The following is a 16499-nucleotide window of genomic DNA, read 5'->3' as shown; positions in this document are numbered from 1 at the left end:
ATAGGAGTGATATCTGCTTTCTTTAGAGGTTGTTTTTGATAAATTCGACTGGGTTGATGCGAGATACGCATGACACTGAGCAGAAAGCTGATACCGGACCTGGTCGCGGTCCAGGCCTTCGAATGCGCGGCGAGGCACGCGAGCTTCACGCGCGCCGGGCGTGAGCTCAATCTGACGCAGAGCGCGGTCAGCCGGCAGGTCAAGGAGCTCGAGCGTTTCCTTGGAACCCTGCTGTTCGAGCGGATCCGGCAGCGCGTGGTGCTTTCCGAAGACGGTCGGCGCTTCCTGCCGGAAGCGCGCAAGCTCTTGCAGCAGACCGAGGAGACGATGCTGCGCGCGATGTCGTCGGCGGATGCCGCGTCGAGCCTGAGCATCGCCACCTTGCCGACATTCGGCAGCCGCTGGCTGAGCCCCCGCTTGCCCGATTTCTTGCGCCGGAACCCGGGCGTGATCCTCAATGTGGGATCGCGCTCGACGCCGTTCGACTTCGAGGACGAAAACTTCGACATGGCGATCCACTATGGCCAGCCGGTCTGGGCGCGCGGCACATGCACCTATCTGTGCAGCGAGTCGATCCTGCCGGTGGCAAGCGGCGCGCTGGCGAAGGGGGCGGGCGATATGGCTCCCGCGGACCTGCTCGAAAAGCCCCTGCTCCACTTGGCGACCCGCCCAAAGCTGTGGTCGCGATGGTTCGAACATGTCGGCCTGCCGACCGAAAGGGCCTACAGGGGACACCGGTTCGATCAGTTCTCGATGATCATCGAAGCCACCATCGCCGGCATGGGATATGCGCTCCTGCCTCGTTACCTGATCGATCGGGAACTCGCTTCCGGCAAGCTTGCCGTGATGGTCGACAAGCCGATCACGACCGAAAACAGCTATTACGCCGTCGTGCCGGAATCGGGCCGGACGAACGAGCTTGCGCAGCGCTTCACCGCCTGGCTGATAGGACAAGTGGCAGGCACGGCATGATGCGGCGGTGGCAAGCCGACCTGCCGGTTGCACTACGCGACGACCCGCCAGCGCCCGTTCCTCCGCCACGACCGTGCTCCAACGCCTTCTAAATCGGTGGATCGCCGATCGCGCCATTGACGTTCTCCTATAGTGGAATTATGGAGATCGCATGCTTTTCGATCATGTGATTGTGGGTGGCGGCTCCGCGGGTTGCGTGCTTGCCAACAGGTTGTCCGCGGACCCCAGGCGCAGCGTCTGCCTTGTCGAAGCGGGGCCGGACACGCCGCCGGAAGCCGTTCCGGACGCGATCTATTCCGACGCCTTCCTGCCGGACTATTTCCAGCCATATCGCTACTGGACCGACCTCGAAGCCTATACCGGCGCGCTCGGCAACAAGTGCCAGGCGCAGGTCAAGGCCGACATGAAACCCCGGCGCTACGAACAGGCCCGCGTGATGGGCGGCGGCTCGTCGGTCAACGGCCAGGTGCTCATCCGCGGTCTCGCCGCGGACTACGACGAATGGCAGGAGCTTGGCGCTTCCGGCTGGTCCTGGAACGATTGCCTGCCTCTCTTCAAGCGGATCGAGCGCGACCTGGATTTCGCCACGCCGCTGAGCGGCACGCAGGGACGCATCCCGATCCGCCGGACATTCCCGGAGCACTGGAGCCCGTTCGCGCTGGCCTTTCGCGACGCTGTCGGGAAAGTCGGCATCCCCTATCTCGATGACAGCCACCAGCAGACCGGGGACGCCTGTTTCCCCTTCGGCCGCAACAACGCCTACAATCATCGCGTCTCCGCGGCCGCCGGCTATCTCGATGAATCGACCCGCCGCCGCCCCAATCTCCGGATTCTCGCTGGTTCCACCGTCCGCTCGCTGACATTCGAAGGACGCAGGGCGACCGGCGTCAATGTCGTCACCAAGGGACAGGAACAGTGGATCGAGGCCGGAGAAATCATTCTCTCGGCCGGCGCGCTGCACACACCTGCCCTGCTGATGCGTGCCGGAATTGGCCGCGCGGAGCATCTTGGCGAGGTGAACGTTCCGGTTCTATGCGATCGCCGCGGCGTTGGCGAAAACCTGCTCGACCACCCGCTGATAGGCTTCGGCGTCCACCTTCGCGACCATGGCCGGCTCTCGCCCGCCGCGCGAAATGGCTTCCTGATGCATATGCGCTGGAGCTCCGGCCATCCGGATTGCGCGCCGGTCGACATGAAGCTGACCGTGTCCGGGCGCTTCGCGGCAACCCGCCTTGGCCAGCGACTGGCCACGGTCAATTTCGGGCCCAACAAGGCTTACTCGAAAGGCATTGTCCGGCTCAACGCCGCGTCGCCGGAAGCCGAGCCGTTCGTCGCCTTCAATTACCTGTCTGATGAACGGGACCTTGCGCGGTTCAAGTCGACCGCCAGGCGGGTCGCCGGTTTCCTGTCCACGGATCCGGTGAGCGGCTTCGTCAGCGGCTTCTGGCCAGGCATCTATGCCGAGTCGCTGCGCAATCTCTCAGCGCCGACACCCTGGAACAGGCTCGTCACCAACGTCGCCGCGAGCCTGCTCGATCTCGGCGGCCCGGCACGGCGCATGGTGCTCGGCGCGGCCGTCGACCAGCGCTTTCCGCTGGAGCGCACGCTTGCCGACGATGCGACGATGGAGGCGTGGATCCGCGCCGGCGTGCAGGGCGACTGGCACCCCTGCGGCACCTGCAGGATCGGCGCCCCGGACGACCCCTACGCCGTCGTCGATCCGAAAGGCCTGGTCTATGGCGTCGAGCGGCTGCGCGTCGCGGACGCCTCGATCATGCCCTCCATACCGAGCGCGAACATCAATCTGACCACGATGATGATCGGCGAGAAGATCGCGGACAGCATCTTAGGCGCATAGGTATGCCGGCCACGGCGGCGATCTTCGCGCCCAGGCCGGATACGGTTCAACCGAGATAGATCGAGACCACGCGCTCGTCGACGGCCAGTTCCGCCCCCGGCCCCTCGAGCACGATCTCGCCATGCTCCATGACATAGGCGTGGTGGGCGATTTCCAATGCCATGAGCGCGTTCTGCTCGACCAGGAGGACGGTCGTGCCGGCCGCGTTGATGGCCTGGATCGTGTCGAACACCTGCTCCACCACCAGGGGCGCGAGGCCCATCGACGGCTCGTCCATGAGCAGCACCCTTGGCCGCGCCATCAGCCCGCGCGCTGTTGCCACCATCTGCTGCTCGCCACCCGAGAGCGTGCCCGCGACCTGACGGCGCCGCTCCTTCAGCCTGGGGAACAATTCGAACATGCGGTCGCGGTCTTCCGCGATCGCCGCATGATCGGTTCTCGAAAATGCGCCCATCAGCAGATTTTCCTCGACCGAGAGGCGTCCGAAAATCCGCCGCCCTTCCGGCACCTGGACGATGCCGCGGCGCGTGATCTCGTGCGGCTTGAGCGCCGCCGACGATTGCCCGTCTATCCTTATGCTGCCGTTCTTGATCGGGATCAGCCCGCTGATGGCGTTGAGCGTGGAGCTCTTGCCGGCGCCGTTGGCCCCCACCAGCGCGACGATGCCGCCATCCACGATCTTGATCGAAACGCCGCGCACGGCTTCGATGTTGCCATAGGCAAGCGACATGTTCTCGATTTCGAGGATCATGGATGGCCTTCCTTCGCGGCGGAAGCCAGCGCGTGCTCGATGCCGCTCGCCACGCGCTTGGCGCCACGACTGCCGCCCGATCCGAGATAGGCTTTGATGACGTCGGGGTTGCGTTGGACGTCGACGGGAACTCCGTCCGCGATCTTGACGCCATGATCCAGCACGACGACCTGGTCGGACAGTTCCATCACCATCTTGATCTGATGCTCGATCAGAAGAATGGTGATGCCGAGCTCGTCGCGCAGCCTTCGGATGAAGACGGCCATTTCGGAGGTCTCGCTCGGGTTCATGCCGGCAACAGGTTCGTCGAGCATGAGTAGGCGCGGGCGCGTCGCGAGCGCGCGCGCGATTTCGAGGCGCCGCTGCTCGCCATAGGAGAGATGGTCGGCGACCATTTCGCCCTTGCCCTTGAGGCCGACGAATTCGAGCAGTCGATCGGCCTCGATGGCGGCCTCGCGCTCCGCTTCGCGATTGGATCTGAGGTTGAGCAGCGAGCCCCACCAGCTCGAATGCTTGAGGTGCAGATGCATGCCGACGAGCACGTTGTCGCGCGCCGTCATGTTCCGGAACAGCCGGATCGTCTGATAGGTGCGGGAAATGCCGGTGGCCACCACCATGTCGGGCAACATGCCGTCGATGCGCGTGCCGGCGAAATACACTTCTCCCGAGCTTGGCGAGATCATCTGGGTCAGGCAATTGAAAGCGGTCGTCTTGCCCGCTCCGTTCGGCCCGATGATGCTGCAGATCGCCCCTTCCCGAACCTCGAGGTCGAGCGCGTTTATGGCCACTAGCCCGCCGAAGCGCTTGCCCATGCGCACGGCGCGAAGAACAGCGTTTTGCGTCATGGCCGTGCCGCCTGAGCGCTCCGGGCGCCTGTCGCGGGGACTACTATCCTGCGCCGCCGGCGACCTGCCGGCCACAGGCCTTCAGGCATCAGCCGCATGGTGAGGATCAGCGCCAGTCCGTAGAACAGGTAGCGGAATTCGCCGAATTCGCGCAGCGCCTCCGGCAGGCCGATGAGGACCAGCGCGCCTAGGACGACGCCGGACAGGCTGCCCAGCCCCCCCACGACGATCAGCGCCAGGACATTGATCGACATCAGGAGCTGGAAGCTCGAAGGAAACACCGAATTCACCATCACCGCGAAGATGGAGCCGGCCAACCCCGCGAACGCCGCGCCGAAGGCATAGGCGAGCAGCTTGCTCTGCACGAGGTTTATGCCCATCGCCTGCGCGACATCCTCGTCCTCGCGCAGCGCGATCCAGGCCCGGCCGAGCCGCGATCGTTCCAGCCGCCAGGCGCAGTAGGCGGCGAAAATGGCCGCGGCGAGCGTCAAGTAGAACAGCGACACCGCGCTGCCGAACTGGAAGCCGCCGATCTGCGGCTTCGGTATCTGCAGGATGCCCTGGGCGCCGCCGAGTATGGGTGCGGCCGCATCGGACTGAACCACGATCCGCACGATCTCGCCGAGCCCCAGCGTGGCGACCGCGAGGTAGTCGCCCTTGACCCCGAGCACCGGGATGCCGAACAGGATGCCCATCAGCACGGCGCCGAGAACCGCGAGCGGCATTGCCGCCCAGAACGGGAAGCTGGGCACTGCCGTGTAGTGCGCGAGCGCAAGCGGGCTGTCCGCCGTCAGGATGGCGGTGATGTAGGCGCCGGTCGCGAAGAAGGCGACGAAGCCCAGGTCGAGCAGGCCGGCAAGGCCGAGCTCCAGGTTGAGGCCCATGCCCATCAGCACATAGAGCCCGATCAGCAGGAAGACCTGCGCGATGTAGGGACCGCCGGCGATCGGAACCAGGAGCAGCAGCAGCAACACCAGCAGTGCAGGCGCGGATCGACGCCATGGATGACTGCCGGCGGAGCCGGCAAAACCGCCGGGCCTGCGAACCAGAAACGGCAGGGCAGCGACGGCCAGCGCGATCGCGAAGATCGTCAGCCCTCCCCTGGCGGTCAATCCGTCCCAGCCATAGAACCACGGGGCGAACCAGCGAAACAGGGCGTTGCTTTGCAGGATGACCTGGATGAACTCCTGGAACATGCCGCACAAAAGCACGGCGAGCGCGGCGGGGAAGATCAGGCGCCGGACCTTGTGCGGCAGGCGTTGATAGAGTGCGCCGGCCGAAGCCGCGACCACCGAGCCGGCGACCAGCAGGACGGCACCCGAAATGCCCGGTTGTCCGAAGGTCAGCAGCCGCGCCAGCGGCGGCGTGAGCGCGATGAAGATCGAGCGCAGATTGATGCTGAGGATCAGGCTGGCGAACCCGGCCGCCAGAAGGCCGGCAACGAGGCCGGCGAGCGGAGCAGTCCAGAAGACCGGGCTGCGATCTTTCGCGGATGGTCGCTGGCTGAGCAGTCCGACCAGAAAAGCGATCGCCAGCAGCGCGGTTTGCGCGAGCGTCAGGACATTGGCGACGACGGGGCGGGCGTTCATCATCGCCAGCAGCCCGACGCTCCCCAGATAGATCGCGATCAGCGCCGCGCCGGCTCCGGTCACGATGCCGCGCCGCAAGTGGCGGCTCAGCCGCCCGTCGAGATCGTCCTGCTGCACGCTCATGCCCGCTTCTTCGCCATGGCTTCACCGAACAGTCCTTGCGGCCTGAAGATGAGGACCATCAAAAGCACCAGGAAGCCAATGGCGTCACGCAGTTGATAGGGTGCCGTTATGCCGAGCCCATCAAGGAACAATGCCGGCCCGACGGCCTCGATCAGACCGAGGAACATTCCGCCGACCATAGCGCCCGGTATGCTGCCGATGCCGCCGAGAACGGCGGCGCCGAACGCCTTGATGCCCGGCGCGAAGCCCATGAAGAAATGGACCTGCTGGTAGATCAGCGCATAGCAGACGCTGGCGACACCTGCCATCGCACCGCCGAGCGCGAACGCGAAGACCACGACGCGGTCGACATCGACACCCATCAGGGAAGCGGCGGCCTTGTCTTCGGAGACGGCCCGCATCGCCATTCCCATGCGGGTGCGATGAACGATGAGATAGAGGATCACCATGGCAGAGATCGCGCAGCCCATGACGAAGAGGTTGATGACCGGGATCCGCATGCCCAGCGGGGTGACGACGGCATCCTGCCAGGGGGTGACCGGATAGGACTTGACGCCGGAGCCGAACATGCCGCGCACGGTCTGTTCCAGCACGAACGACACGCCGATGGCGCAGATCAACGGCGCCTGGCCGGGACTGTTGCGAAACGGCCGATAGGCGAACCGCTCGGTGGCCAGCGCCACCGCGATGCATGTGACCATTGCGATCGTGAAGATGGCGAGGATCGCCAGGATCGGATGCGCCGCCAACAGCCCGCTTCGCGATGCGCCGGTGGCGACGAAATAGCCCGCGAACGCTCCCGTCATGGTGATGTCGCCATGCGCGAAATTGATCATCCTGAGCACGCCGTAGACCATGGTGTAGCCAAGCGCGATCAAGGCATAGACGCTTCCCAGCGTCAGCCCGAACATGGCGAAGTCGAACCACTGGGCGAGCGAGTAGCGCCCTTCGAGCAGCGTGGCCACGGTGCCGAACAGCGCGATGGCAGCCACCGCGCAGCGCAGCACCCACATGAAGATGTCAATGCCGTTGATGCGCTTGCGGGCGCTCGCTCCCGGCGCCGCCGTGATAAGGCTTGTCTCGCTCATTCACTGTCCGATGCAACTGCCCTCGTGCGCGGCACGCCGATCGACTGGCGTACCGCGATGAGCAAGTCCAATCAATTTCAGGGGTAGATTTTCTTCGGGTTCGTACCGATCGCGAAGCTCGAGCGATCCGCGCTCTGGTATTGGTAGATGCCCGGCTTGAAGGCTGAGCACTGGCCGTCGGCGGTGCAGGAGATATCGCCGCTCATGCCGCTGAACTTGATCGTGAAGAGCGCGTCGTGAAGCGCCTTCTTGTCGACGACCACGGTGCCGTCGGCCTCGGTCTTGGCCGATTTCTCCAGCGCCATCCTGAGCAGCGTCAGCGCGTCATAAGCGTTGGCGACGAAACCCGATGTCGGCGCTTCGCCATACTCGTCCTGGTAGTTCTGCAGGAGCTTGGGATAATCCTTGCCCTGGGCCTCGGGCGTGACGTCCGGGAACGCGCCGTAGAAGCCGATGACCGCGTCGCCCGCGGCATCCATGATGTCAGGCGACATCGTGCCGCCGCCGCCGATGAAGGCGACCTTCTCGAGCCCGGGGGTCTGCTTGGCCTGTTTCAAGATCTGCGCGGTCGCGGGAACGAAGATCGGCACATACACCGCGTCGGGCTTCTCGGTGGCGATGCGCGCCAGCAAGGGGCGCATGTCGACATCCGTCGGCGCGACCGCTTCCTGGGACGCGATCTTGCCGCCCAATCCGGTGAAGGTCTTGGCCATCTCCGCGGTAAGCTGCTGCGTATAGGGGCTGCCGTCATGAATGGTGACAACGGTCTTGGCCTTCAATCCATCATGGATCCATTTGGCATCGGCCGGCCCCTGGTCGGCGTCGCTGAACACGGTCCGCAGGAAACCCTTGTAGTCGGCCTTGCGGTCCGGCGCGGTAAGGGACGGCGCCGTCGCGGAGGTGCCGATGCTGACCAGGCCGGCGTTCCATAGGATCGGCGCGGCGGCCGTCGCCTCGCTGGAGCAGGACGGGCCGATCACGCCGACGACCGCCGGATTGGAGGCGAGCTTGGTCGCTGCCGTCTGGCCGCCTTCGGCGCTGCACTGACTGTCTTCGGCAAGCAGGCGGACCGGATGGTTGAGGATCGTGCCGTTCAGGTCCTTGATGGCCAGTTCGACGCCCCGCTTCTGGTCGTTGCCGAGAGCGGCATCGCCTCCGGACAGGACCCAGTAGCCGCCGATCACGATCGGCGCGCCCGGCTCGATCCGGACTTCGCTGGACTGGGAAAAGGCAGCGCCGACAAGCGCCAGATAGGCCACAGCCCCTGCAAACGCACGCTTGCAGATACGTTTCGACACAGTCATTCCAACCATCTCCGTTGTTTAGGCGCGCGAAATCGATGCGATTCCAGATTTTATTCTCGAAACAGCATGAGTACGCGCCAATTTCTCCGCATGTGCGCAACTAATACAGCGCAATCAGTAAATCGATATTCGATTCATCTGGATTGCACTTCAATTTTGTTGTACAGATTCTGGAGAGCTTCCCCTTTTTATCTATGGAAAGATGATATTCCACGATAGGAGAAACGTCAACAGGCGTCCCGACGATGTGTGCGAAGGGTCGTGACGATTCGTCAAACTGCCGCTAAATTGTCGCTATCTCCTCTTCCCGAGACCGAGGCCTGATGCCGCCAGCCCGCACCGCCGAAATTGAAACCAACCCCACTTCGAAGCCATCCATGCTTCTCGCCAAGCGCATAAAGGCGCTGCGGGACGAACGGGGATGGACGCTGGACGTGACCAGCGAGCACACCGGTCTTTCGCGCTCGGCTCTCTCCAAGATCGAGCGGCAGCAGATGTCGCCGACCTACAACGCCCTCAACAAGCTCGCGCAGGGCTTTGGCATAGGCATGATGCAGTTGATGGAAGGTCGGACCCCCGAAAAATCTGAGGACGTTAAGCTCACCCGCAGCGACGAAGGATCGATGCATTCGACATCGCTTTACCTGCTGCGGTTCCTGGACGCAGGCCTATATGCCAACTCGCCCTTGATCGTGACGGAGTTCACGATCGAGGCGACGGACATTTCCCAGTTCGAGCAATGGGATCGCCACGACGATGAAAACTTTGTCTATGTCCTGGAGGGAACGGCCCTCTTCCACAGGGAAGGCAGCGACGAGCCGCTGAAGATCGGCAAGGGCGACAGCATCTGCTTCGATGCGCGCATCGGCCACGCCTTCACCAGCCCGACGGGCAAGCCTGCCCGCGCGTTGTCCGTGACCATCAGAATGTGAGCGGTCTCGGCAACAGGATCAAAGCGGCAGCCTGCGTCCGATTCCCATGGTCGTGGCCCTGTCCACCACAAGGCGCGCGACCGCCACGTCGGCAAGGCCGGAGCCGGCGAAGATAAGAGCCCTTCGGCCCGCCAGGGGTTGATCGGTCCTGGCTTGCGAGAGCAGATCGGCAAGATCCTTCTCCAGCACCCGGTCGGTATTGTAGCCGCGGCCCGGCGGTACCTGGTCGCGGTCGTCCGTGGCCAGCAGTTCTATCTCGCCGAACGATCGACGTTGCCAGCTGTAGCCCAAATCCACCATAGAAACGAACGCGTCGCGTTTGAGCCACGACGCATCAAGGAAACCGTCGTTCAGGGTTCTGTGCGGCACGCTGCTGATGACGATGTCGGCGTCCTCGATCGCCGACCTCGGCGCTTCCATCACCTCGGCGTCATATCCCATCGCGCGGGCCTCGTTCGCGAACGCTTCGGCGGTTTCCCTGCGGCGGCCATAGGCAAGAACACGCGCCAGGGGAAATGCCGCGCCGAATGCCTGGAGATGGCTTCTTGCCTGTTGGCCGCAGGCAATGAAGGCGATGCTTCGCGCGTTCGGATCGGCGAGCCGGGTGGCGCCGGCCGCCGAGATCGCCGCGGTCCGCATCTCGGAAATCCAGGTGCCATCGATGAACGCCACCGGCAGCCCCGTCTGTGCCTCGTTCAGGATGATCATCGGCCAGAAATCACGCTGGCCATGCCCGGCATTGGCGGCAAAATAGCCGTACCATTTCAGGCCGGAAAAACCCGACAAATATCCGCCCTTGCCGTCGAAATATCCGCCGTTCGCCTCGAAGGACATCGGCTTGGCGGTCCGCGCTCCCTGCGCCGCCTTGGCCTTGAAGGCATCGCTGACCGCGGCCAGCAGATCCGAAGGCCCGATCTCGCAGCGCAGCACATCGTCGCGCGACAGATAAAGCAGTTCCCCGTTGCGGCTCATCATCGACTCACTGTTTCGCGGCGGATTGAGAGAAGCGTCTGACATCGAAGCCCGCAATCGGGATCGTCTGGCGTTCCTTGCAGATGAGTCGCGCGACAATGTCACCCGTCACCGGCCCGGTCGAGAAGCCGATATGACCGTGGCCGAAGGCCAAGACGACACGGTCGTGGTTGGGCGCGAGCCCGATCACCGGCAGGCTATCGGGCGTGGACGGGCGATTGCCCGACCAGACCGGGCCTGCCGCTTCGCCAAGCGGCAAGGTTCTGGCTGCCTCCATGGCAGCAAGATCGAGCTGACGCGGTCGGGGCGGGTCGTCGGGCCGGCAAAGCTCGACGCCCGTCAGCAGCCGCACCTCGCCATTCATCGGCGCCACGACGAAGCCGGCGCTCGTGTCGTTGATGGCGCGGCCAAGGCTCGCGCCCTCCCGCAGCCGGTAATGCGCGTGATAGCCGCGCTCGGAGGCCAGCGGAATCCGATACCCAAGCTCCCGCAGCAGACCGCCGCTCCAGGCGCCGGCGCTCACCACCGCATGGCCGGCATGGACGACGCCGTCGCGCGTTCGAACATCGACGCCCGTCGCAGTCTGGCGCAGGCCGGTCGCGCTGCCCTTCAGGAATTTGCCGCCGCGCGCGCGAAACGCGGCCGTGAAGCGGCGCACGACTTCGCCCGGACTTTGGACCGAGCCCGTCTGCGTGAACAGCAGCCCATGCGCGTAGCGGCGCGCCAGAAACGGTTCGAGCTCATAGATCGCCTCGCCGCTGAGAAGCTCCGTCTCGACCCCATGCTCGCCCAGAATTTCGCGCTCCAGAGCAATACCAGCCAAATTTGTGTCCGAGCGGTAGAGCCGAAGCCATCCGTCGCGATGGATGAGCGGGATCGTCCCGGCGATCTCCCCCAACGCGATGTGACGCGCGAAGGCCGCCTCGACGAGCGGATTGAGAATGGCGGCGCTGTCGCGCTGCGCTTGTTGGTTGGCGGCGCGCAGGAAGCGACGCAGCCACGGCCACAGTGCCGGCAAGGATGAATAGCGCAGCCTGACGGCTGGGTCCGCGTTGCGCGCATATCGAAATAGGTTGTTCCAGATGCCAGGTCCGGCCACCGGCAGGATCGACCCGCGGCTGAGCACTCCGGCATTGCCGTAGGAGGCACGGCGATACTCGTCGTCCGGATCGATGACGATGACCAGCCGCCCGCGCGACTGCAGTTCCAGGGCGGCCGACAGGCCGACAATGCCGCCGCCGATGACGGCGACGTCGTGCATCTGCTGCGTGGGATCAGGCGACATGCACGAACTTCTTGACCAGGTAAGGTTCGAGCCCTTCGCTGCCGCCCTCATGGCCATGGCCGCTTTCCTTGATGCCGCCGAAAGGCGTTTCGGGAAAGCTCACCGTGAAGGTGTTGACGCCGACAAGTCCGGCCTGGAGGCCGTCGATCATGCGCCGTTGCCGCTTCGCGCTGTCGGAGAACACGAAGGACGACAGGCCCACATTGATGTCGTTGGCGCGCTGCAACGCCTCAGCCTCCTCTTCGAAAGGCGCGACGAGCGCCAGCGGACCGAAGGGTTCCGTACGATAGGCATCCGCCTCGGGGTCGAGGTCGTGGAAGATGGTCGGCTGAAAGAAATTGCCGACATTGCCGAGGCGAGCGCCGCCGATCACGCCGCCGCCGCGCCGCTGCGCATCGGCGGTGAAGCGTTCCATCGCCACCACCCGGCGATCGTTGGCGAGCGGGCCCATCTGCACGCCGTCCTTGCGTCCATCCCCAACGACGATCGCCCTCGCATGGTCGGCAAAGGCCTCGAGGAAGGCATCGTAGACGCCGCGCTGCACGTAGAACCGGGTCGCGCCGTTGCAGACCTGGCCGGCGTTGCGGAATTTCCCCGCGGCAGCCATTGTCGCGACCTGCGCCGCATCGACATCGTCGAGGACGATGACGGGCGCATGGCCGCCGAGCTCCATGGTGCTGCGTTTGCCGTGGGTTGCTGCCAAGGCCGCGAGCGACTGTCCCACCGGCACCGAGCCCGTGAACGAGATCTTGCGGATTTCCGGCGAGCGGATGAGGCCTTCCGATATCTCGGCGGGATTGCCGTAGAGGACGCTGACGACGCCTTCGGGCAACCCGGCCTCGAGCAGGCATTCGACCGCGATCAATGTGGCGCCGGGCGTTTCCTCCGCAGGCTTGATCACGATGCTGCATCCGGCCGCCAGGGCGGGCGCGATCTTGCGGATGGAGTTGATGAGCGGAAAATTCCAGGGCGCGAAGGCCGCTACCGGTCCGACCGGCTCGATCTCCACGAGTTGGCGATTACCGGGAAAGCGCGAGGGAATGATCCGGCCATAGGACCGGCGCGCCTCATCGGCAAACCATTCGAGCGTTTCGGCGGAGGCGTCGGTCTCGCCGCGCGATTCGGCAAGCGGTTTGCCCTGCTCCGTGGTGATGGTCCAGGCCAGTTCCTCGCGCCGCGCGCGCAGGGCCGCCGCCGCGGCGCGCAGGATCGACTGCCGCTGATGGCTGGAGGTCTTGCGCCACTGCTCGAAGGTGCGGCCGGCCGTTTCGGCGGCTGCACGGATGTCGTCGGCCGTCGCGATCGGCAGCGCGCCGATCGTCTCGCCGGTCGCCGGATCCACCACCAGCCTTCTATGCCGCTCCGCCGCCCCGATGCGGGACTTTCCGATGATCAGCGTGATCTCGCGATATGCGTGGGCCATCGATACTCCGGAGATTGTCGTTGCGGATGACATTGCAGTTGATTCCACTATAATGGATTTATATGGAAGAGGCGAGCGCCGTCGACCGACGAAATGACGGACGAATGGGAGAACTGAATTGGCGATCTATCGCGTGCGCGGCGACGCGCAGAGTTACGGGCACGAAATAGGCATCCTGCTGATCGCCTGTTCGAACCCCTTCCCGCCCGGAGATGTCGGCAACGCATCGAGCTACCGCTATCCCGTGCTTTACGAGACGATACGCTCGGTCACGATCGACAGCCTGATCAACGAGGGCGACCGCTCGATGGCGCGGGACGTGATCGCGGCCGCGCTCAGGCTGCAGGATATGGGGGTGAAGGCGATCACCAGCGACTGCGGCTACATGCTCCATTTCCAGGACGAGGTGGCGACCGCGCTGAAGGTTCCGGTCATGCTGTCGAGCCTGCTGCAACTGCCGCTGATCGCCGCCACACTGGCACCTCGCGCATCGATCGGCATCATCTGCGCCAACTCCAGCCGGCTCACCCAGCCGCTTCTGTCGCTTGCCTATCCAAACCCGACGCGCGCCGTTCATATTGTGGGCATGGAGGACGCCCCGGCGTTCCGCTCCGCCATCCTTGACGAGGAAGGGACGCTCGACACCGACGCGGTCGAGGCGGAAATCGTCGAGCGTGCGAAGGGCCTTGTCGCCCAGCACCCGGAGGTCGGCGCCATTCTTCTGGAATGCTCCAACCTGCCGCCTTACGCCGCCGCCGTTCAGCGCGCGACAGGGCGGCACGTCTTCGATTTCCTGACCATGATCGACTTTTTCCAGGCCGCGGGCCGCCGGCATGCCTATCAGGGGGGATACTGATGACGCTGGCCCACCGCCAAACCGAGAAGAGCAACGGTTTCAGCGCGAGAAAAAACATCAATCTCGACAGCGTCGATCGCAAGCTGATCGCCCTGCTCGTCGCCAACGCGCGCGAATCCGTCACCGACCTGGCGAAGAAGCTCGGGCTCGGACGCACCACGGTCCACGAACGGTTGGCGAGGCTTGAACGCAATCGGGTCATCGCCGGCTATTCGACGATCCTGTCGCGGAGCCTCGAAGGCAATTCCAACCGGGCGCTGGTCATGCTGAGCATCGTCCAGCGCATGCAGCCAGCGCTGATGGAGCACCTGAAGATGCTTCCGGAAGTGTTGAGCTGCTATACGGTCAGCGGCGAGTTCGACCTGATCCTGCTCGTCGAGGCGCCGCAGATGGACGATGTCGACGCCGTTCTCGACGAGATCATCGGCCTGCCCGGCGTGGAACGCTGCCGCACCTCGATCATCATGGCCACCAACTTTCAGCGCGGCAACGGGCAGGCCATCGCTGTCGGCTGATCAATGGTCCGGCAGGACCGCGCGATCGGCCAGGCGCAACCCGGCCTCGGGTTTCAGGTCGAGCGGATCGCGGCCCAGGCGGCGCAGCCAGGACATGACCGGCGGCGCGACATCCGCGATCGATTCGACCTCGATATCGATGAATGCCGGACCGTCATGCGCGAAGGCTTCGCCAAGCGCGGCATCGAGCTCGTCCGCCGTTCGCACATGCCACGCGCGCAGCCCGAAGGCGGCGGCGATCGCGGCGGCGTCGAGTTGCTTGAAGTCCACCGAATAGGTGGCGTTGTGGCCATGCAGCCGCTGCAGCGCCTTTATCCAGCCGAAGCATCCGTTGCTGAAATGGATGAGCAGCGCCGGCACATCGAGCCGCACGATCGTTTCGAGCTCGCCCATCGACATGGCGAAGGAACCGTCGCCGAACAGTCCGACCGGGCGGATCTCCGGCCGCGCCAGCCAGGCGCCGACCACGGCGGGCAAGGCATAGCCGAGGCCGCCAAAGGCGCGCGGGATGATGAACGTCGAGTCCGGGTTGGACAGCCGCAGAAGCCGCGTCATGTGCGGGGTCGGCGTGCCCGGGTCCGACAGGATGGAATAAGGCTTCTTCTCCAGATGCGCGTTGAGCGCCTTGACCACGCGTTGCGGCTTGAGCGGCACGCTGTCGCCCGTCAGCTCCGGCTGGACATGCTGCCAGAACGCGCCGCGCCAGGCGTTCAGCTGGTCGATCCAAGCCTGATGCGAGTTGCCACCCGGCGCCTCCAGCGCCAGGAGTGCCGCGAGAACGGCATTCACATCCGCGCAGATGTTGAGCGCATTGTCGGAATTGTTGCCGAGGGCGACCGGATCGATGTCGACCTGGACCAGGAGACGTTCGGCGCGAGGCGTGGGAAAGGTCCAGCCTACCGTGACGACGGAGCCCATCCGGCACCCGAGATAGACTAAGAGGTCGGCGTCTTCGACGGCCCTGTTGGCGTGCGGGTGAAACCCGTTGTCGCCGATCACGCCGATCGCCAGCGGATGGTCGTCGGCGAGCGCGGACTGGCCGGTGATGGTGTTGACGACCGGAACATTGAAGCGCTCGGCGGTCCGGCGCAGCAGCGTTCCGGCGTGACCGCGATTGACCCCGCCCCCCGCGATCAGAAGCGGCTTTTTCGCTTCGCCGATCATGTTGGCGAGGAGGCTCACGTCCTCTAAGCGCGGGCTTGCCGGATAGGCGGGGAAGCGGGTGCAGTTCCGATCGGCATGAAGCGAAACCGTGGTGGGATCGACCTCCGCGCCGAGCACGTCCTCCGGCAGCACGAGATGCACGGCGCCGGGCCGGCCGGTGGTGGCGACGCGGAATGCCCGGCGTACATATTCCGGGATCTTGCCGGCCGACTTCACCTGCCAGGAGCCTTTCGTCACCGGCTCGAACAGCTTTGCGCATTCGAGCTCCGTGATGACGCCTTGCGCCTCCATTTTGAGAGGTGTGTCGCTTGTGATGAGGATCATCGGCAGCGACGAGAAATTCGCTTCTGCAACCGCCGGCAGCGCATACATGGCGCCGGCGCCGCTTGGCACCTCCATCACCGCCGGTTTGCCGGAGAGCCGCGAGAAGCAGTCGGCCATGAAACCGCCGGTCCGCTCGTCGCGCACCATCACATGGCGCACCTTGCCTTGAGCCTGCCTGAGCGCATCGTAAAGCGCGACATTGGTGTCGCCCGGCACGCCGAACACCAGGTCGACGTCGTGGGCGATCAGCATTTCCATCAACAGGTCGGCGCCGCGCATCTGAAACAACATCTCCTATGATCGTCCGTCGACTGTAGGCGCAATGATGCTCGGATACTTCCGACACTTTGTCGGTTTGGGGCCCTTTTGCCGTCAATCGGTTGGCAGCTTCGAGGAGTTCCATCCGCGAATGGAAATGGCTGACCCCACCTGAAGTCCAATATGGACCATTTATCCATGATCCCCGGCGAACTTGTCGTTTAAGCCTTTCCTGCCGCT

Annotated in this window: 14 protein-coding genes; 5 read left to right on the top strand and 9 right to left on the bottom strand. The window is 64.6% G+C overall.

What is annotated here, in order from left to right; translation table 11 throughout:
- The first annotated feature begins 69 nt into the window (after positions 1-69).
- Both LB572_RS31100 and LB572_RS31095 read left to right on the top strand, forming a co-directional pair.
- The gene (locus LB572_RS31100) at positions 70-972 is read left to right on the top strand and encodes a LysR family transcriptional regulator (RefSeq protein WP_224670466.1); all 903 of its coding nucleotides are present in this window, start codon (positions 70-72) and stop codon (positions 970-972) included.
- Positions 973-1123: 151 nt separating this feature from the next.
- Entirely contained in the window at positions 1124-2830 is a 1707-nt protein-coding gene (locus LB572_RS31095; RefSeq protein WP_224670465.1) for a GMC family oxidoreductase, read from the top strand.
- Positions 2831-2876: 46 nt separating this feature from the next.
- Here LB572_RS31095 and LB572_RS31090 read toward each other — a convergent pair whose 3' ends face one another.
- From LB572_RS31090 to LB572_RS31070, 5 genes are all read right to left on the bottom strand, one after another.
- A complete protein-coding gene (locus LB572_RS31090) occupies positions 2877-3578 on the bottom strand; it encodes an ABC transporter ATP-binding protein (RefSeq protein WP_224670481.1) in 702 nt (233 codons plus the stop codon).
- Positions 3578-4426, bottom strand: coding sequence for an ABC transporter ATP-binding protein (locus LB572_RS31085; protein WP_224670464.1), 849 nt, complete (start codon positions 4424-4426; stop codon positions 3578-3580). Before LB572_RS31085 ends, LB572_RS31090 begins: the two co-directional genes overlap by 1 nt.
- On the bottom strand, positions 4423-6138 hold the full coding sequence (locus LB572_RS31080; protein WP_224670463.1) for a branched-chain amino acid ABC transporter permease: 1716 nt from the start codon (positions 6136-6138) through the stop codon (positions 4423-4425). Before LB572_RS31080 ends, LB572_RS31085 begins: the two co-directional genes overlap by 4 nt.
- The gene (locus LB572_RS31075; RefSeq protein ID WP_140801347.1) at positions 6135-7226 is read right to left on the bottom strand and encodes a branched-chain amino acid ABC transporter permease; all 1092 of its coding nucleotides are present in this window, start codon (positions 7224-7226) and stop codon (positions 6135-6137) included. The genes LB572_RS31080 and LB572_RS31075 overlap by 4 nt, the downstream gene beginning before the upstream one ends.
- A gap of 77 nt (positions 7227-7303) precedes the next feature.
- Entirely contained in the window at positions 7304-8530 is a 1227-nt protein-coding gene (locus LB572_RS31070) for a branched-chain amino acid ABC transporter substrate-binding protein (protein ID WP_224670462.1), read from the bottom strand.
- Positions 8531-8907: 377 nt separating this feature from the next.
- Between LB572_RS31070 and LB572_RS31065 the strand changes: the two genes are divergently transcribed.
- On the top strand, positions 8908-9462 hold the full coding sequence (locus LB572_RS31065) for a helix-turn-helix domain-containing protein (protein ID WP_224670461.1): 555 nt from the start codon (positions 8908-8910) through the stop codon (positions 9460-9462).
- Positions 9463-9480: 18 nt separating this feature from the next.
- Here the strand turns inward: LB572_RS31065 and LB572_RS31060 are convergent, their stop codons facing one another.
- From LB572_RS31060 to LB572_RS31050, 3 genes are read right to left on the bottom strand one after another with little or no spacing between them, the layout of a single operon-like run.
- Positions 9481-10434 carry an ornithine cyclodeaminase family protein gene (locus LB572_RS31060; RefSeq protein WP_224670460.1) on the bottom strand — a complete coding sequence of 318 codons (954 nt, stop codon included), beginning with the start codon at positions 10432-10434 and terminating at the stop codon, positions 9481-9483.
- Positions 10435-10441: 7 nt separating this feature from the next.
- Positions 10442-11719, bottom strand: coding sequence for an NAD(P)/FAD-dependent oxidoreductase (locus LB572_RS31055; protein WP_224670459.1), 1278 nt, complete (start codon positions 11717-11719; stop codon positions 10442-10444).
- Positions 11709-13142: an NAD-dependent succinate-semialdehyde dehydrogenase gene (locus LB572_RS31050; protein WP_224670458.1), complete on the bottom strand. Its 1434-nt coding sequence runs from the start codon at positions 13140-13142 to the stop codon at positions 11709-11711. The genes LB572_RS31055 and LB572_RS31050 overlap by 11 nt, the downstream gene beginning before the upstream one ends.
- A gap of 118 nt (positions 13143-13260) precedes the next feature.
- On the opposite strand from LB572_RS31050, the gene LB572_RS31045 reads away from it, so the two are divergent.
- Both LB572_RS31045 and LB572_RS31040 read left to right on the top strand, forming a co-directional pair.
- Positions 13261-13998: an aspartate/glutamate racemase family protein gene (locus LB572_RS31045; protein WP_224670457.1), complete on the top strand. Its 738-nt coding sequence runs from the start codon at positions 13261-13263 to the stop codon at positions 13996-13998.
- A complete protein-coding gene (locus LB572_RS31040) occupies positions 13998-14513 on the top strand; it encodes an Lrp/AsnC family transcriptional regulator (RefSeq protein ID WP_224670456.1) in 516 nt (171 codons plus the stop codon). The genes LB572_RS31045 and LB572_RS31040 overlap by 1 nt, the downstream gene beginning before the upstream one ends.
- Here LB572_RS31040 and LB572_RS31035 read toward each other — a convergent pair whose 3' ends face one another.
- Entirely contained in the window at positions 14514-16280 is a 1767-nt protein-coding gene (locus tag LB572_RS31035) for a thiamine pyrophosphate-binding protein (protein ID WP_224670455.1), read from the bottom strand.
- Positions 16281-16499 lie beyond the last annotated feature (219 nt).

The sequence above is a fragment of the Mesorhizobium sp. BH1-1-5 genome (assembly GCF_020165615.1).
In the GTDB taxonomy this organism is placed as follows: Bacteria; Pseudomonadota; Alphaproteobacteria; order Rhizobiales; family Rhizobiaceae; genus Mesorhizobium.
The sequence above is the reverse complement of the archived record's forward strand: the minus strand, read 5'-3'. Positions and strand labels throughout refer to the sequence as shown.